At 70.0% G+C, this 16,860-nt stretch carries 14 protein-coding genes and 1 tRNA gene; 5 read left to right on the top strand and 10 right to left on the bottom strand.

What is annotated here, in order from left to right:
* Position 1: 1 nt before the first annotated feature.
* The 3 genes from glmS to rpoN form a co-directional block, all read right to left on the bottom strand.
* Complete coding sequence (glmS, locus tag A3862_RS19010) at positions 2 to 1,828, bottom strand: glutamine--fructose-6-phosphate transaminase (isomerizing) (protein WP_043380577.1); 1,827 nt, start codon at positions 1,826 to 1,828, stop codon at positions 2 to 4.
* A 147-nt stretch (positions 1,829 to 1,975) separates the two neighbouring features.
* Complete coding sequence (gene glmU / locus A3862_RS19005; RefSeq protein ID WP_111473895.1) at positions 1,976 to 3,352, bottom strand: bifunctional UDP-N-acetylglucosamine diphosphorylase/glucosamine-1-phosphate N-acetyltransferase GlmU; 1,377 nt, start codon at positions 3,350 to 3,352, stop codon at positions 1,976 to 1,978.
* 74 nt (positions 3,353 to 3,426) lie between these two features.
* Complete coding sequence (gene rpoN / locus A3862_RS19000; RefSeq protein WP_111473894.1) at positions 3,427 to 5,001, bottom strand: RNA polymerase factor sigma-54; 1,575 nt, start codon at positions 4,999 to 5,001, stop codon at positions 3,427 to 3,429.
* A 427-nt stretch (positions 5,002 to 5,428) separates the two neighbouring features.
* Here rpoN and A3862_RS18995 point away from each other — a divergent pair, with 427 nt between their 5' ends.
* Positions 5,429 to 6,148, top strand: a complete 720-nt coding sequence (locus tag A3862_RS18995; protein ID WP_043353123.1) for a Crp/Fnr family transcriptional regulator — start codon at positions 5,429 to 5,431, stop codon at positions 6,146 to 6,148.
* A gap of 559 nt (positions 6,149 to 6,707) precedes the next feature.
* On the opposite strand, the gene A3862_RS18990 is transcribed toward A3862_RS18995, so the two are convergent.
* The 6 genes from A3862_RS18990 to A3862_RS18965 all read right to left on the bottom strand — a co-directional run bounded on the left by A3862_RS18990 (position 6,708) and on the right by A3862_RS18965 (position 12,290).
* Positions 6,708 to 7,079, bottom strand: coding sequence for a hypothetical protein (locus tag A3862_RS18990; protein ID WP_043757702.1), 372 nt, complete (start codon positions 7,077 to 7,079; stop codon positions 6,708 to 6,710).
* 4 nt (positions 7,080 to 7,083) lie between these two features.
* Positions 7,084 to 7,314, bottom strand: coding sequence for a hypothetical protein (locus A3862_RS18985; protein WP_043353127.1), 231 nt, complete (start codon positions 7,312 to 7,314; stop codon positions 7,084 to 7,086).
* 119 nt (positions 7,315 to 7,433) lie between these two features.
* The gene (locus A3862_RS18980) at positions 7,434 to 9,023 is read right to left on the bottom strand and encodes a glucan biosynthesis protein (RefSeq protein ID WP_043757706.1); all 1,590 of its coding nucleotides are present in this window, start codon (positions 9,021 to 9,023) and stop codon (positions 7,434 to 7,436) included.
* A gap of 88 nt (positions 9,024 to 9,111) precedes the next feature.
* Complete coding sequence (locus A3862_RS18975) at positions 9,112 to 9,777, bottom strand: SCO family protein (RefSeq protein ID WP_043757708.1); 666 nt, start codon at positions 9,775 to 9,777, stop codon at positions 9,112 to 9,114.
* Between the two features lie 254 nt (positions 9,778 to 10,031).
* The gene (locus A3862_RS18970) at positions 10,032 to 11,603 is read right to left on the bottom strand and encodes a putative bifunctional diguanylate cyclase/phosphodiesterase (RefSeq protein WP_111474370.1); all 1,572 of its coding nucleotides are present in this window, start codon (positions 11,601 to 11,603) and stop codon (positions 10,032 to 10,034) included.
* 255 nt (positions 11,604 to 11,858) lie between these two features.
* Complete coding sequence (locus A3862_RS18965) at positions 11,859 to 12,290, bottom strand: helix-turn-helix domain-containing protein (protein ID WP_043353136.1); 432 nt, start codon at positions 12,288 to 12,290, stop codon at positions 11,859 to 11,861.
* Between the two features lie 560 nt (positions 12,291 to 12,850).
* On the opposite strand from A3862_RS18965, the gene A3862_RS31580 reads away from it, so the two are divergent.
* Positions 12,851 to 12,997 carry a hypothetical protein gene (locus A3862_RS31580; protein ID WP_158498454.1) on the top strand — a complete coding sequence of 49 codons (147 nt, stop codon included), beginning with the start codon at positions 12,851 to 12,853 and terminating at the stop codon, positions 12,995 to 12,997.
* Positions 12,998 to 13,512: 515 nt separating this feature from the next.
* Here the strand turns inward: A3862_RS31580 and A3862_RS18960 are convergent.
* Positions 13,513 to 13,589: transfer RNA gene (locus A3862_RS18960), tRNA-Pro, on the bottom strand.
* Between the two features lie 152 nt (positions 13,590 to 13,741).
* Here A3862_RS18960 and A3862_RS18955 point away from each other — a divergent pair.
* From A3862_RS18955 to A3862_RS18945, 3 genes are all read left to right on the top strand, one after another.
* Complete coding sequence (locus A3862_RS18955) at positions 13,742 to 15,022, top strand: glycosyltransferase family 4 protein (protein WP_043757710.1); 1,281 nt, start codon at positions 13,742 to 13,744, stop codon at positions 15,020 to 15,022.
* Between the two features lie 138 nt (positions 15,023 to 15,160).
* On the top strand, positions 15,161 to 15,481 hold the full coding sequence (locus A3862_RS18950) for a rhodanese-like domain-containing protein (RefSeq protein WP_043380592.1): 321 nt from the start codon (positions 15,161 to 15,163) through the stop codon (positions 15,479 to 15,481).
* Positions 15,482 to 15,626: 145 nt separating this feature from the next.
* Complete coding sequence (locus tag A3862_RS18945) at positions 15,627 to 16,781, top strand: efflux RND transporter periplasmic adaptor subunit (RefSeq protein WP_043380594.1); 1,155 nt, start codon at positions 15,627 to 15,629, stop codon at positions 16,779 to 16,781.
* Positions 16,782 to 16,860: the final 79 nt, after the last annotated feature.

The raw sequence follows: 16,860 nt of genomic DNA, 5'->3' as shown, positions 1-16,860 counted from the left end.
CTTATTCCACCGTGACCGACTTGGCGAGGTTCCGGGGCTGGTCGACGTCTTTCCCCATGAACACCGCCGTGTGGTAGGCGAGCAGCTGGATCGGCACCGCGTACACGATCGGCGCCACGGTGGCGTTGACCGCCGGCATGGTGAAGGTCGCCAGCGTGTCGAGGCCGTGCTCGGCCGCGCCCTTCGCGTCGCCGATCAGCACGATGCGGCCGCCGCGCGCGGCCACCTCCTGCATGTTCGAGACGGTCTTCTCGAACACCGCGTCGTGCGGGGCGATCACGATCACCGGCACGCTCTCGTCGATCAGGGCGATCGGGCCGTGCTTCAGCTCGCCCGCCGCGTAGCCCTCCGCGTGGATGTAGCTGATCTCCTTCAGCTTCAGCGCGCCCTCCAGCGCCATCGGGTAGCTGGTGCCGCGGCCGAGATAGAGCACGTCCCGCGCCTTTGAGACCTCGCGGGCCAGGCCCTCGATCGCCGCCTCGTGGGTCAGCGCCTCCGCCATCAGGCCCGGCGCCTTGATCAGCGCGTCGACCAGCCGACGCTCGCCCGCCGCGTCGAGGGTGCCGCGGGCGCGGCCCGCCGCGATGGCGAGGCACAGCAGCACGGTGAGCTGGCACGAGAACGCCTTGGTGGAGGCGACGCCGATCTCCGGCCCGGCCAGCGTCGGCATCACCACGGAGGATTCCCGCGCGATGGTCGAGGTCGGCACGTTGACGACGCTCAGCGTGTGCTGGCCCTGGCTCTTGGCATAGCGCAGGGAGGCCAGGGTGTCGGCGGTCTCGCCCGATTGCGAGATCACCAGCGTCAGCCCGTCCTTCTCCAGGGGCGCCTCGCGGTAGCGGGCCTCGGAGGCGACGTCGATCTCCACCGGCAGGCGGGCCACCTGCTCGAACCAGTACCGGGCGACGAGGCCGGCGTAGAAGGCGGTGCCGCAGGCGGTGATGTAGACGCGGCTGAGCTTGGCGAAGTCGAAGGGCAGCGACTCGGGCAGCACGACCCGGCCCTGCGCCATGTCGACGTAGTGGGCGAGCGTGCGGCCCACGACCTCGGGCTGCTCGTGGATCTCCTTGGCCATGAAGTGGCGGTACTCGCCCTTGTCGATCCGGTAGGCCTGCGTGGCGATCTTTTGCCGGGGCCGCTCCACCGTGGCGCCCGAGGCGTCCCGGATCTCGGCGCCCGCCCGGTTCAGGATCGCCCAGTCGCCCTCGTCGAGATAGGTGATGGCGTCCGTGAAGGGGGCGAGCGCCAGGGCGTCGGAGCCGAGATAGGTCTCGCCCTGGCCGAAGCCGACCGCCAGCGGCGCGCCGTGGCGGGCGCCGATCAGCAGGTTCTCCTCGCCGGCGAAGATGAAGGCCAGCGCGAAGGCGCCGCGCAGCCGCGGCAGGGCGGCGGCCACGGCCTCGACCGGGCCCATCTGCCGGTCCATGTTGCGGCTGACGAGTTGGGCGACGACCTCGGTGTCGGTCTCGGTCTCGAACACGACGCCGTCGGCCTCGAGCTCCTGCTTCAGCTCGCGGAAATTCTCGATGATGCCGTTATGGACGACGGCCAGACGCGCGGTGGCGTGGGGGTGGGCGTTGGTCTCGTTGGGCCGGCCGTGGGTCGCCCAGCGGGTGTGGCCGATGCCGAGCGTGCCGGTGAGCGGCTCCTCAGCGAGCTTGGCCTCCAGGTTGACGAGCTTGCCCGAGGCCCGGCGGCGCGCCAGCCGGCCGTGCTCCAGGGTGGCGATGCCGGCGGAGTCGTAGCCGCGGTATTCGAGCCGGCGCAGGGCCTCGATCACCTGTCCCGCCACCGCGTCGCGCCCGACGATGCCGACGATGCCGCACATGGGTGTGTCTCTCGCTGTCGTGCCCGGCTGGCCGCGCGAGGGTCTTGCGCAAGGTCCAGGCCGCCCCGCTCGATGCTGGGCCAAACGCGACTTGTACCGGATCGGGGCGGCGCAGGGCCAGCCCCGGCCCGTTCGGTCCGTCGGGCCTCAGCTCTTCCCGCGTCGCGCCTTCTCGGCCTGCAGCGCCGCGCGCTTCTTCCCGGCCCAGCCCGGTTTCACCGCCTGCCGGCCGCGGGCCACCGCCATGGCGTCCGCCGGCACGTCGTTGGTGATCACCGAGCCCGAAGCCACGTAGGCGCCCTCCCCCACCGTGACGGGGGCCACCAGCGCCGAGTTCGAGCCAATGAACGCGCCCGCGCCGATCGTGGTCTTGTGCTTGAGGACGCCGTCGTAATTGCAGGTGATCGTGCCAGCGCCGATATTGGCCTTGGCCCCAATCTCCGCGTCGCCGAGATAGGTGAGATGCGCGGCCTTGGCGCCGGCACCCATCCGGGCGTTCTTCAGCTCCACGAAATTGCCGAGCTCCGCGCCGGCCTCCAGCACGGCGTGTCCCCGCAACCGGACGAACGGCCCGATCTTCACCCCCGCCTCCAGGCTGGTCTCGGTGAGATGCGCGAAGGCGCGCACGGTGCACCCGTCCGCCACCCGCACGCCCGGCCCGAACACCACGTTCGGCTCCACGATCACGTCGCGCCCCAGCACCGTGTCGTGGCTGAGGAACACCGTCTCGGGGGCGATCAGCGTGGCGCCGCCCAGCATGGCGGTGCGACGCAGCTGCGCCTGGAAGGCGGCTTCCGCAACACTGAGCTGCACCCGGTCGTTGACGCCCTGCGCCTCGGCCTCGTCCACCGGCACGACCGTGACCGGAAGCCCGTCGGCCACCGCCAGCGCCACCGCGTCGGGCAGGTAGTACTCGCCGGCCGCGTTGTCGTTGCCGATGCGGGCGAGCAGCGCCAGGGCGTGCCGTCCGGCGAGCGCCATCAGCCCGGCATTGCACAGGGTCACGGCCCGCTCTGCGGCGCTGGCGTCCTTCTCCTCGCGGATCGCCAGGACGCGGTCGCCCTCGGTCAGAACACGTCCGTAGCCGGTGGGCGTCGCCGTCTCGAAGGCCAGCACCGCCACCGCGGCGCCGTCGGCCAGGGGCGCCCGGAGGCGCAGGAAGGTCTCGGCCGAGACGAGGGGGGTGTCGCCGAAGGCGATCACCACGTCGTCGTCGGGCTCGGCCAGGATCTCCCGGGCGGCCAGGACCGCGTGGGCGGTGCCGAGGCGCTCGGCCTGCGGGAAGACCCGGGCGCCGGGGGCCGCCTGCGCGATCTCGGCGGCGACGTCGTCGCGGCCGGGCTCGGCCACCACGGCGATCCGGCCCGCCCCCGCCGCCTGTACGGCGGCCAGGACATGGCCGAGCATGCTGCGCCCGGCGATCCGATGCAGGACCTTCGGCAGGTCCGAGCGCATCCGCGTGCCCTTCCCGGCCGCGAGCACGATGGCGGTGAGGCTGCGCGGGGGCGTTCCGGTCGGGGTCATCGCAGGTCCAGGCGTCGAGCAAACGGCACGACGGATGGGCCGGACGCGCGCCCGGCGCAACCCCATCCGGGCGATCAGCGCAGCGCCAGGGCGGCGTGCTGGCCCGAACCGTGGGCGAAATGCTCGCGGCGGCGCTCGATCGAGCTCGGGATCCGCAGGGATTCCCGGTATTTCGCCACCGTACGTCGGGCGATGTCGACGCCTTCCCCGCGCAGCTTCTGCACCAGCGCGTCGTCGGACAGCACGTCGTCCGGCGTCTCGCCGTCGACCAGCTGCTTGATGCGGTGGCGCACCGCCTCGGAGGAATGGGCGGCCGCGCCGGCTGCACCGGGGATCGCCGCGGTGAAGAAGTACTTCATCTCCAGGGTCCCCCGGCTCGTGCCGATGGCCTTGTTGGAGGTGACTCGCGAGACGGTCGATTCGTGCATGCCGATCGCCTCCGCCACGGTCTTGAGGTTCAGGGGCCGCAGGTGGGAGACGCCGTGGACGAAGAACCCGTCCTGCTGGCGGACGATCTCGGTGGCGACCTTGAGGATCGTGCGGGCCCGCTGCTCCAGCGAACGGGTCAGCCAGTTGGCGTTCTGCAGGGCCTCGGACAGGAAGGCCTTGTCGCCCTCCGCGGCGGCATTGCGCGAGACGCGGGCGTAGTAACTCTGGTTCACCAGGACCCGGGGGAGCGCCTCGCTGTTGAGCTCGACCAGCCAGGACCCGTCCGGCGCGGCGCGCACGAACACGTCCGGAACCAGAACCTCGACGGCGCTCGATCCGAAGGCGCGGCCCGGCTTCGGATCCAGGCGGCGGATCTCGCCCAGCATGTCGACGAGGTCCTCGTCGTCGACGCCGCAGAGCCGGCGCAAAGCCGCGAAATCGCGCTTGGCGACGAGGTCCAGACGCGAGACCAGCGCCTGCATCGCCGGGTCGAACCGGTCGCGCTCGCGCAGCTGGATCGCGAGGCATTCGGCGAGATCGCGGGCCGCGATCCCGGGCGGATCGAAGGTCTGCACCAGCGCCAGCATCCGGCCGACGAGGGCGGGGTCGGCGCCGAGCCGCTCGGCCACGTCCTCCACGGTCTCGCGCAGGTAGCCGGCCTCGTCCACGGCGTCGATCAGGAAGCCGCCGATCAGCCGCTCGGCGGGATCGCGGGTCGCGAGATCGAGCTGGCCCGCGAGGTGATCGCGCAGCGAGGTCTCGGCCGTGAGGGTCGCCTCGAAATCGGGCGCCTCGGCGTCGAAGCTTCCCCCGGTGCTGCCGTAGGGCGGCGGCGTCAGCGAGAGCATGTCGCCCCCGCCCGCCTCGCGCGCCTGGACCGGTGTCTCGTCCGGGAAGACGTTGTCGAGGCGCGTGTCGAAATCGCTCTCGATCTCGCCGCGGCTCGGGTTAAGGTCGGTGGACAGCCATGATTCGGGTTCCGCGACCTCCAGGCCGTCGGAGGAGGCATCGTCCGAATGGCCGCTCGATTCGGAGGTCTCGCCGGGGCCGGGCAGTTCCGGCTCGGCGCGCTCCAGCAGCGGATTGCGTTCCAGCTCGGCCTCGACATAGGCCGCGAGATCGAGCTGCGACAATTGCAGGAGTTTGATCGCTTGCAGAAGCTGCGGCGTCATCACCAGGGCCTGGCCCTGACGCACTTCCAGCCGTTGCACCAAACTCATGTGAGGCCTCGATGCCCTTCCGGCGCGGTTCGCCAGCCTGAGCCACGCTGCTCACGGCATGGTTCTTGCTTGCTCCGCCAGGCCTTCTCTAGCCCGAACCGTGGCGCGGGTCAAAGCGCGGCCTTGCACAGGCGTGTTGGCAACTGCACTGCAGTTCCGGGGGTGTGGCGCTCCCGCTCCATCGCCGGGACGCCACGGTCAGTCTGAGAGCAGGTCTCGGGGGCCGCTGTGTTCCCCTTTATCCCGGCGTGTCTGCCGAGATGTCCGACTAAGCTGCGCGTTGCTTTGTTCGGTTGCGGACGGTTCCGCGACGGGATGCGATATCCGCTCGCTATTGTCCGATGATCCGAGCATGGCTCCCTGGGCACAATGGCTCGCGGACTTGAGCTGGCGTGCCAATGCCGAATTCTGCGTACGCTTGCGGCCGATGCGACACCAAAACCGTCTTCTGGCTGCCCTATCCGAGGCGGATGGCGCGCTGCTCGGACCGCATCTCGAGGCGATCGACCTCCCATTGGGCCATGTGCTCGTCGAACCGGCGGCCGAGATCCCGTACGCGATCTTCATCGACACCGGCCTGTGCTCCATGGTGTCGACGCTCGACCAGGGCGGGCGCATCGAGGTCGGCCTGGTGGGCCGCGACGGCATGGCGACGCCGGCGCTGCTGCTGGGGACGGACACGATCCCGTACCAACTTTTCATGCAGGTTGCCGGTCACGGGCACCGGATCGCGGTGCCGGCCCTGCGCGACGCGGTGAAAGCCAGCGCTTCGCTGCGCACTCTTTTTCTGCGCTACGTCCAGACCTTCCTGGTTCAGGTGGCCCAGACCGCCATCGCCAACGCAGGGGCGCCTGCCGAGGAAAGGCTCGCGCGGTGGCTGCTGATGTATCACGACCGTCAGGACGGCGACGACCTTTCCGTGACGCACGAGTTCCTGTCGATCATGCTGGGTGTGCGTCGCCCGACCGTCACGGTGGCGATCCACACGCTGGAGGGGGCCGGCCTGATCCGGGCTCGGCGCGGCCGGATCCGGGTCCTGAGCCGTGCCCGCCTGGAGGAGGCCGCCGGCCAGACCTACGGGCCGGCCGAAACCGAATACGAGCGCCTGATCGGCCCGCTGCGGCGGTCTGAGGATTCGCCGGCGTAAGGCACCTCTGCGCCGACGAGGCCGGTTCATCGGTGATCCCGACCGTATCCGAACGCCAGGTCCGTGGCGTGCCGACGCGCCGGTCACGTCCCCACCGGAGAGAGGCCGGCCGGGTATCGGTGCCGATGCGCCGCGTCCCGCCGCGCAGGCGGTGGCCCGCTGTCAGGGACACGCGGCCCTGTCCGCACCGCGATCGCCGTCTCTGCGCCGCAATCCGCGTCGGACCGGCTTGGACCGGGCCGGGCAGGCGCCGGCCTCAGACCGGTCCATGCCCCTTGGACCTCCAGGCGTGCTTGCACGGGACGTCGCCAGGGCCGGCTGTCCCGCACCGCGGAAGGGCCGCGATTCGGCGATCGTCACCAGGCCTGTCGCGCGGCGGCGGCAGTGCCGGGCGAAACCGGGCAGGCCCCGCCCCGCCTTAAGGCTGACCGGCCTGCCGTCGGAGAGGACGGCGCGGTGCAGGCGACGCGGGCCCGGAAGCCCGCTCGGTGGCATCCTCTTCCGCGTTGACCCGCCCGCACGCCGGATCGGCCAGGAGGTCGAAGGGCGAGACCCGGCTCTACCAGCCGCAGTTCGGGACCGGCGGCTGGGCCTTGGCCATCGCCGACTTCTCGATCGGCACCATCGCGCCCCAGGCGTATTTCTGGGCGTGGGGCGTGACGTTGGCGAAGAGGCAGCCGAGCTGGAAGTGCGTCGCGCCCATCTCGCCCGAGAAGCCCATGCAGTCCAGGAACGTCCAGGTCTTGGGCACCGGGGTCATGGAGCGCCAGCGCGGCATCGCCACGGGCGAGCAGACCTTGACGGCCCCGGTGCCGTCATCGGCGTTGAGCGCATCGCCCGGGCTCTGTGCCGCGCCGGGCCGGACGCCCGGGCCGAGCAGCAGGGCCGCCGCGACGACCGTCCGGCGGGTAATCAGGGCAAATCGGCTCATCGGGTCAGCGCATCGTCCACCACAGGGCCGCGAGGATCGCGAAGCCGAGGACGTTGTAGAGGATTGCCCAGATCCAGACACCCAGCACGGCGCGGCTCGGCTGGCGGGGGCGCGGCCGGCCGGGGCGCAGGCGATGGCGGTCCTCCGGCGTCGGCCAGATCGCTGCTCTGGGCGCCTTGAGGAGCCGCGTCAGCGCCTCCGGGAGATGCGGGCCTGGCGGTCCCTCACCGGTCATGACGGTCTCGGATGCGGCGGGGGGCCTGTGCGGGGCGAAGCGGCACGCAGACGGACATGGGCGCAGGCCCTGCGGCCCTCAAGACCCACGCGCCGCATCCCGCATCCGCCGCGCCCGGCTCACAGCACCGTGCCGGGCGCCTGCGGGTCGTACCGGTAGGCCCAGGTTTCGGAGAGCAGCCGGTCTCCGGACTTGAGCTGCAGACGCATCTCCACGGGCTCCAAGCCCTCGGCATAGACCTTGAAGAAGACCCGCCAGGGGCTCGGCTTGCCGTAGGGCGCCCAGGTGGCGCCGACCTCCTCGGCGCTGCCGCGCGACAGGGTCAACGCCACCGTGGCCGTCTCGGGATTGAGGCCCGACAGGGCCGCACCCGCGAATTCCAGCACGAATTGCCGCACGAGATTGGCGCGGCCCGGGCGCCGGTCCCCGTCCGCGAGCCACGCGGCCTTGGTGGCCCGTGTGGCGACGCAGCGGGCGAGATCGGTGGCGACCGGTTCCTCCACGGTCCAGCGCAGCCGGTAGGCGAAGCTGCGGTCGGATCCGGCCTGAGGCGGGTCGTCCGGTACCCAGAGGGCGACGATGTTGTCGTCGGTTTCCTGATGGGTCGGGATCTCCACGAGCTGGACGCTGCCCCGGCCCCAGTCGCCCTGCGGCTCGACCCAGATGTCGGGCCTGTTCTCCTCGAAGCCGTCGTCGATGTAATTCTCGTACGCGCGGTCGCGCTGGAGCAGGCCGAAGCCCTTCGGAGCGTGGTCCGCGAAGGCGCTGACGCTGAGGCGGTGCGGGTTGTTGAGCGGCCGCCAGATCAGCTCGCCGGCCCCGGTCTGCATCAGCAGACCGTCGGAATCATGCACCTCGGGCCGCCAGTCGCTCGCGAGGAAGCGGCTCATGCCCTCCGAGTACCAGAGCATCGAGGTCAGGGGCGCCATGCCGAACCGCTCCACCGACTTGCGCATGTAGACCGTACAGGCGACGTCGATGACGACATGCGGCTCCTTCCGGGCGACGAAGCGGTAGGCGCCCGTCAAGCTCGGACCTTCGAGGAGCGCCAGCACGGTCACGGCGCCGTCCGCGGCCGGGCTCACGTAGAAGCGCGTGAAGACCGGGAATTCCTCGGTTCTGCCCGGTGCCGGCGCGGTGTCGATGGCGATGCCCCGGGCCGAGGCGCCGTACTGCGCGCCGTCTCCGGCGGCGCGGAAGTAGGAGGCCCCCAGAAAGGCCAGCCAGTCGCCGTCGTCGCCGGGCTGTCCGGCGGGCGCCTTCTGGAAGCGGAACCCCGCGAAGCCCGCCCCGTCCGGGACGTCCTTGGCCGGGTTGCCGGCCGGATAGGTGAACAGGTCGTGGGCGTAGAGCACTTCGCGCGCCTGTCCGCCCTCCAGGGCATAGACCTTCACGGGGTGGCGGAAGAAGTTGCCGAGGTGGAAGAACGTCACCGGGTACGGGCTCTCGGCGAACAGCGCGTGGCCCGGCGGGTAGCGGATCTCCTGGAGCGGTCCGTAGGTCAGGGCGTCGAGGGCGGCCGAGGCCGGGGCTTCGGGCGGCGGCGCATAGGGCCGGTCCCGCAACGTCCGGGCGAGAGCGTTCAGCCGGTCGAGATCCATGGGTTCCGGCGGCGCGAGGCGCGGCCCCCCGGAGGCGGCCCTGGCGAGGCCGGGGAACGGCGCGAGAGCAAGGAGCCCGATGGCAGTCAGGACGCGGCGCGTGATCAAGCTGGGACCCCCGGATTCGGCCGGGCCTCGCGACCCGCGCCGCCCTCTAGCCACGCGGGCGCCACGGCGCAATTTCCCGGGCTGCAGCTCAGCTCCGCGGGCCGCAGCTGCCGGTGCTGCCGTCGGTGGCCCAGAGATTGGCGCCGCCCCCCGGCGGGCATTGGCCCGGCAGCGCCAGGGTGATCAGCTTGGCGAAGGCGCTGGCCTCGTCCTCGCCGTAGCCGATCTCGCCGACCATGCGGCCGGTCTTGTCGAACAGCGCCACGGTGGCGGAATGCTCCATCGTGTAGTCGCCGTCCTTGGTCGGCACGCGCTTGTAGGCGACGTGATAGGCGTCGGCCATGCGGGCGACCTGCTCGGGCGTGCCGACGAAGCCGCGGATGCGCGGATCGAAGGAGGCGAGATAGTCCCGCAGGGTGTCGGGCGTGTCGCGCTCCGGGTCCAGGGTGACGAAGACGACGTTGAGGCGATCCGCATCGCGGCCCATCCGGCCGAGGGCGGTCGACAGGGTGGCGAGCGTCGTCGGGCAGACATCCGGGCAGTGGGTGAAGCCGAAGAACAGGACGGCCGGTTTGCCGCGGAGGTCGGCCTCGGTCACCGGGCGGCCCTCGAGATCCGCCATCGTGAACGGGCCGCCCACCTTTCGGGGATGGCTGAACCGCGAGCCCTGCTGCAGGACGATCGCCCCGGTTCCGGTGGCGACCACGGCGACGAGGGCGGCGGAGGCGATGAGTGCGAGGGGGCTCGGTGCCATGCTGTGACCTGCGACGGCGCGTCGATGCTGCCCATATGGGGTTCGTGTCGACCGGCGTGAGGCCGCGGCGCGCCGTGCCGCGCCAGTCTTACGTCCGGGCCGAGCCGGTTGGCCAGGCTCCGGTCGGCCACCCGGAGCGGCGCGAGGCCGCGCGTCGCAGGGGCCGGAGCGCCGCCCCGAAACCTGTCCGTCCCGCGGACCACCCGCTCGGGCCAGCCGACGGGAGGCCGCGACGCTCGGACGGCCAACTGCCCTTACGAGGCCTGCGCTAGAGGCCGAAGCGGGAGCGCGGATTGCGCGGTGGCGAGGATCTCGTCCATCTCGGATTTCGGCATGGCGTGACCGAACAGGTAGCCCTGGCCGAATTGGCAGCCCTGGTCGGACAGCCAGTCGAAACTCGCGTCCGTCTCGATCCCCTCGGCGGTGGTGGAGAGGCCGAGGCTCGCCCCGAGCTTGATGATGGCATCGACCAGCTTGGCCCGCTCATCGCTCATCGTGATCGCGTCGACGTAGCTGCGGTCGATCTTCAGCTTGTCGAACTTCAATTCACGCAGGTGGTAAAGGCTCGAATAGCCGGTGCCGAAATCGTCCAGCGCGATGCGCACCCCGAGTTCACGCAGCGACAGCAGGGTCATCCGGGTCGCTTCCAGGTCCTGGATCAGGGCGCTCTCGGTGATCTCGACCTCGAGGCGCTGCGGTGGGAAGCCGGTCTCGGTCAGGATCCCCAGGATCCGCTGGGCGAGCCACGCGTCCTGGAACTGCTGCGGAGCGATGTTGACCGCCAGGATCAGGTGGGGCGGCCAAGCCCGGGCATCCAGGCAGGCGCGACGGATCAGGTTGTAGCTGAGATCGCCGATCATCCCGGTCTCCTCCGCCACCGGGATGAACTCGCTGGGGGCGACCAGTCCGCGCGTCGGATGGCGCCAGCGCGCCAGCACCTCGACGCCGACGATCTCCCGCTCGGGCAAGGACACCACCGGCTGGTAGAAGGGTTCGATCGCCCCGGTCTCGATGGCGCTGCGGAGTTCCGTCTCCATGCGGGCCCGGGCCCGCAGCTCCGCGTCCATGGCGCTGCGGAAGAACCGGAATTTACCGCGCCCGTCCTTCTTGCCCTGGTACATCGCGAGGTCGGCCGCATGCAGCACCGCGTCGGCATCCCCATGGTCGGCCGATACCGCGGCGACCCCGACCGTCGCGCCGACCTTGAGGTCGTTCTGGTTCCACGTCACCGGCTCGGCGATCCGCGCGATGACAGTCTGGGCGAGGCGCCTCAGCCCCTCGCTCTCGTAGCGCAGCGGGACCAGCATGGCGAATTCGTCGCCGCCCAGCCGAGCCGCGAGGCCGCCCGGCGGGACGAGCTGCTGGAGACGCTCGGCCACGGCGCACAGGACGGCGTTGCCCGCCGCATGGCCGTAGAGATCGTTGACCGGCTTGAACCGGTCGAGATCGATCAGCAGCACCGCCGAATCCTCGGTAGCCGAGGCATGCACGCGCTCCACGGCATCGATGAAGCGGCGACGGTTCGCGAGGCCCGTCAGCCCGTCATGTCGAGCGATCGCTTCGGCCTGCGCGGCGGCGGCGGCGCGTTCGAGCATCAGCCGGCGGAGGATGATCGACTTGCGGATGCTGGCGCCGCATTGGGCGACGCCCATGCAGGCGGCCAGCAGCAGGAGGTCGGTGAGGTTGTAGGCGGCAACGAGACCGTTGAGGTAGTCGAAGGTCCCGAGGGTGACGCCGACGAACCAGATCCCGACGCCGATGACGAGCAGGCACAGGGTCTCGTAAAGCTCGCCGCGACCCCACGTGGTCGGCGTCTCGATCGGCATGTTCTGGACCCGGTTCCCGAAACGATCTTGAAGCATGCTGTCCGCTAAGGCGGCGTAAATGTCATGTCCAATGTGGTCGGCTATTTACATCGTTGCGCGCGAAGGTCTTGGTTTAATTTGAATTAAGGCGCGCATCTCTATCGCGCCTGTCAAATCATGCCGTCGGCAGGGTCGCCGCCATCTCTGGATCCCGCTGGCGGCCCGAACGGCGATCGTCCGGACGTTCCGCCGGTTCGGGGTGTCGGACCGCCGCCCTCACTCCCGGGCCGCGGCTTCCGCGCGCTGCGCACTCGCGCGGCTCTCCTGAAGGGCGGCCGCCGCCTTGACGATCGACAGGATGCCGCTGCGGGTCGTCTCGTCGGGGATGCTGGTGAAGGCCAGGACCAGTTCGAGCACCTTCGGATCATCGAACAGGGCCGCAGGTCCGGCCTTATCCCGTCCGCTCTCCTGCAGATCGGCGAAGAAGGTATCCACCGGCACCTTCAGCAGGTCGGCGATGGCCTGGAGACGGCCGGCACCGATGCGGTTGCGGCCCTTCTCGTACTTCTGAACCTGCTGGAAGCTGACGCCGATCGCTTGGCCGAGATTCGTCTGGCTCAGCCCCTGCGCCACCCGGAGCGCCGCGATGCGTCCGCCGATCGTGCGGTCGGCGTCGGTGGCGGATTTGGGCTTCGGGGAGGATGACATGGATGAGAGCTTTCGGCGTGGTGGATTGATCGCGAGTTAACTCGCCGTGGCGGCGAAAAACACAACCGAGAAATGCTTAGTGCACCAACAAGTTGCGCGTGCCAAGTCTGCGTGGGACGCATACCTTGGCCATTGGCCGGGCGCGGCTGGGCCATTCGTCGCGCGCACGGCGCGTTGTCGGCTCCAATGAATAGCGGTTCAGATCAGCCTCGAAAGGCTATCGACCGAGACTATGAGTCTATTCGGGCGACGATTTAGCGGAAATCGGAAGCGATGAAGAGTACTGAGATGTTGAATTGCGTAGGACCGGGCCGATCAGGCGCGGAAACTGCCGGCGACGTAGCCGGGATGGTGCCGACCGTGCCGTCTCAGGACTTTAATGGTGCGGCAGGAGGATCATGAGCCCGCTGAAGCCGCGCTCAAGGACCGTGCCGGTGTCGGGATTTTCCCTATGTGGCGGGATGAACACTTTAAATTTGAGATAAAGAAATCTATGAAATGATGTATTCATTGACCGACCCCAGCGGTAGGTTCGCCGTCCATTCACAGCGCCCGCGTCGATGACCGACTCTCTGACCACCCTCTCGGAGACTGCCGATTCCGTCCTCCGGGCCGATGCGATGGCCGAGATCTCGGCCCTGCGCGCCCATATCCGGCGAATCCTGCGAAAACTCGCTGCGGCCAAGTCGACGCGGCGGATCGGCTGAGTGCGTCCCGGGTGCCCGCCTGGGCGCCGGCGCGTGCGCCCCTGCGACCCTCTGCCTCAACCCTGCAGGCGGGGCGCGGAGGCTGACCGGAGCGGGGATGTCGCGTCGCGACCCTCATGGCTCGCGTCCCGTTGAATCCGGGCCGCCCAACCCGTGACGAGGGTTCGGTCGTGCGGCCCGGCGGTCACCGGGATAAACAATCCTCGGTTGAGCAGATGTTTAAGCGTCCGTTTACCCTGCGGCTCGAGAGTTCCGAACTCAGTCGGAGCTTAATGAGCAGCCATGCTTGATGTCGCCTTCTGGTGGTGCGTAGCCGTGGCGATGACCGGATCGGTCGGCCTGGTCGGCATTGCCCTCGCCGCCGGACGCACGGTCCGATCGCAGCCGCGCGGCGTTCCGCTCTCCCGGAGCGAGCCGCTCGTCCTGCGTCACTTCGGTCGGGCTTGATGGAGGGAGCCTGCGGGCACGGCGGCCGCTACAGAAAGTCCGCGACCGGCTGAGCGTCGCAGAAAAAATGGTCGGAGTGGCCGGACTTGAACCGACGACCCCCTGTCCCCCAGACAGGTGCGCTACCGGGCTGCGCTACACTCCGACGCCGCTTAGGCTCGCGGCTCTTAGCCTCCGCGCAGCGCCCGCGCAACCCCTTCCGGCATCCGGGTTCCGCGCCGCGAGGCCGGCAGATGCTGGCACTTGCGGATCAGGACCGCTACGGGGAGCCCCCGCCCCGACGATTGCCAGAGGATCATGACGGACCGACCGATCGCCTTCGATCTCACGCGCCTCGTCACGCGCCTGCGTCACGCCAGCCCGTCCGGGATCGACCGCGTCGACCTCGCCTACGCCCGCGCCTTCCTCGGCTCGGCCGAGACAGGTGTCGGCGTCGTCTCCACAGCCGTCGGACCGCGCATTCTCGATCGCGCGCAGGCTCTGGAGATCGTCGAGGCGGTGGCGGCCGGCTGGGTCGAGGACCGGGACGCCGCCTCGGACCCGGTCTATCGGCGGCTCGCCGCCCTCTGCGGGGATCCGGCCGCGGGACCGGCAGCCCTCTCGAAGACGCCGGCCAACACCGCCGACCGGCGGCGGATCCAGGCGCGGAAGACGCTCGACATCGCCCTGCGCGGCCGGTCGGTCGCCACGCTGCCCCGGGATGCGCTCTACCTCCACACCTCGCATCTGCGCCTCGACGATCCGCGGCGGTTCGACTGGCTCTACACGCGGCGGGACGTGCGGGCCGCCTTCTTCGTCCACGATCTGATCCCGATCACCCATCCCGAATACGGCCGGTCCGGCGAAGCCGACCGCCACCGGGCGCGCCTGCGCACGATCGGCCGGCACGCCGCCGCGATCCTGGTGAATTCGGAGGATACCGGCCGGCGCACCCTCGCGCATCTCGCCGCCGAGGGGTTCGGCCGGCCGCCGGTGGCCGTGGGTCATCTCGGGGTCGAGCCCGCCTTCGGGCGCACGGGACCGCGGTTCAGGCCGGACCGGCCGACATTCCTGGTCTGCGGCACCATCGAATCGCGCAAGAACCACCTGCTGCTGTTCCAGATCTGGCGGCACTTGGCCGAGCGGCACGGGGCTGCCACGCCCCGGCTCATCGTCGTCGGGCGCCGGGGCTGGGAGGCCGAGAGCGCGATCGACATGCTCGAACGCTGCCCTGGCGTGCAGGCCCATGTCATCGAGGCGTCGGGATTGTCCACGCACGGGCTGGCCGCGCTGATGCGCAGCTGCACGGGATTGCTGATGCCGTCCTTCACGGAGGGCTACGGCATCCCCGTGGTCGAGGCCGCGGCTTCGGGTCTGCCGGTCATCGCCTCCGACATCCCCGTCCATCGGGAGATCGCCGACGGGTTCGCCCTGTTCCGCGACCCTCTGGACGGGCCGGGCTGGATCGAAGCGATCGAGGCGCTTGCGCAGCCCGCCGCGTCCCTGCGCGCCGAACTGGCGGGACGTCTGGACGGATATCGACCGCCGGACTGGCCCGCGCATTTCGCCGCCGTGACCCCCACCCTGGCCATGCTCTGACCGAGCCGTTCCGGTCCGATGTCCGGTCGCGCCGCCTGCGCGCCCGGCCGCACAAGTTGCGCCGCTCGGGTCTGACGAATAAGGAAAAGCGTCAGTCAACCAGCCTGGCCGAGAGCGGGCGGAACGGAGATCCTGCCGATGCGGGTGGTCGACCTCGATCGAGACACGGTCAAGCGCGGGCTCAGCGACGGCTCGATGCTGATCATCGATGTGCGTGAGCCGCACGAATTCGAGGCCGGGCACATTCCCGGTTCCGTCTCGCATCCGCTCTCCAGCTTCGATCCGCAGGCGGTGGCGGATCTCGTGGCCGCCGATGGTCGGCGCGCGGTCTTCTCGTGCGGCTCGGGCGTCCGCTCGATCCACGCGCTGATGGCCGTGCAGAATGCCGGACTCGATCTCGCCGAACACTACAAAGGCGGGTTCAAGGACTGGTACAGCGCAGGTGAGACGATCGCCTGACCTGCAGATTCAATCCGGTACACGAGACCGTGATGTGCGCTCGCGCACAAGCAACAGCGTGGCGCGCGGGTTAGGCCGCACCCGCGGCGGAACAATCGTCAAGCTCGGCGCGACCGCACGGTCAGCCAACGGACAGCAGGACCCGATGCGCAGCCGGCTTCCCAGCCTTCTCACCCTCTTGTCAGCCCTCGTCGCGGGTCTCGCGGCAGGTCCCCTCACCCCGGCGGCCCGCGCCCAGGCGCCGGGCGGGCCGCCGCCGAAGGTCACCGTGGCCAAGCCCGTGGTGCGCCAGATCGTCGAGCAGGACCAGTATACCGGTCGCTTCGACGCGATCGATTACGTCGAGGTCCGAGCCCGCGTCACCGGATATCTCGAGAAGATCAACTTCGTCGACGGCCAGACGGTGAAGAAGGGGGATGTGCTGTTCGTCATCGACCGGCGCCCCTACAAGGCGGCCCTGGAGCAGGCCCAGGCCGCGCTGGCCTCGGCCAAGGCGCGCCAGTCCTTCTCGCAGACGGATCTCGAGCGCGCGCAGACCCTGTCCCGCAGCGGCAACATCTCCGAACAGGTGACCGACCAGCGCCGGCAGGCCTCCCAGACGGCCCAGGCCGACGTCGACAGCGCGCAGGCCGCCCTCAACAACGCCCAGCTGAACTACGATTTCAGCGAGGTGAAGGCGCCCATCAACGGCCGCATCAGCCGGCGCCTCGTGACCGAGGGCAACATCGTCAGCGCCGACCAGACGATGCTGACCACGATCGTCTCGCTCGATCCGATTTATTTCAGCTACACGGTCGATGAGAAGGCGTTCCTCAAGTACCAGAACAGCCTCGGCATCGGGATGGGCCAGACCCAGCAGGGCAAGGGCGTGCCGATCCTGATCTCGCTGTCCGGCGAGGCGAAGCCGACCCGCAAGGGCACCCTCGACTTCGTCGACAACCGCGTCGACAACGCCACCGGCACGATCCTGCTGCGCGCCACCGTCCCGAACGCGGACCTGTTCATCAAGCCCGGCCTGTTCGGCATCGTCGCGATGCCGGCGACGAAGCCCTTCCAGGGCGTGCTGGTCCCCGACGAGGCGGTTGCCGCCAACCAGGACAAGCGCATCGTCTACGTGGTGGGGCCCGAGAACGTCATCCAGCAGAAGGATGTCGTGCTGGGACCGAAGGTCGACGGCTACCGGGTGATCCAGTCGGGGCTGAAGGGCGACGAGACCATCGTGGTCAACGGCCTCGCCCGGGTGCGGCCGGGGGCGAAGGTCACGCCCGAGACCGTCGAGTTGCCGCCGAGCAAGACCTGAGCCCGCGCGGCTCGTCACGAATGCCTTCGTGCGCGCCCCAGGGTGCGCCCCGCACCGACGACGCAGGGCCCCGTCCGGG

It is taken from the genome of Methylobacterium sp. XJLW (assembly GCF_003254375.1).
Classification (GTDB): Bacteria; Pseudomonadota; Alphaproteobacteria; order Rhizobiales; family Beijerinckiaceae; genus Methylobacterium; species Methylobacterium fujisawaense.
This window is presented reverse-complemented; position numbering and strand designations above follow the sequence as displayed.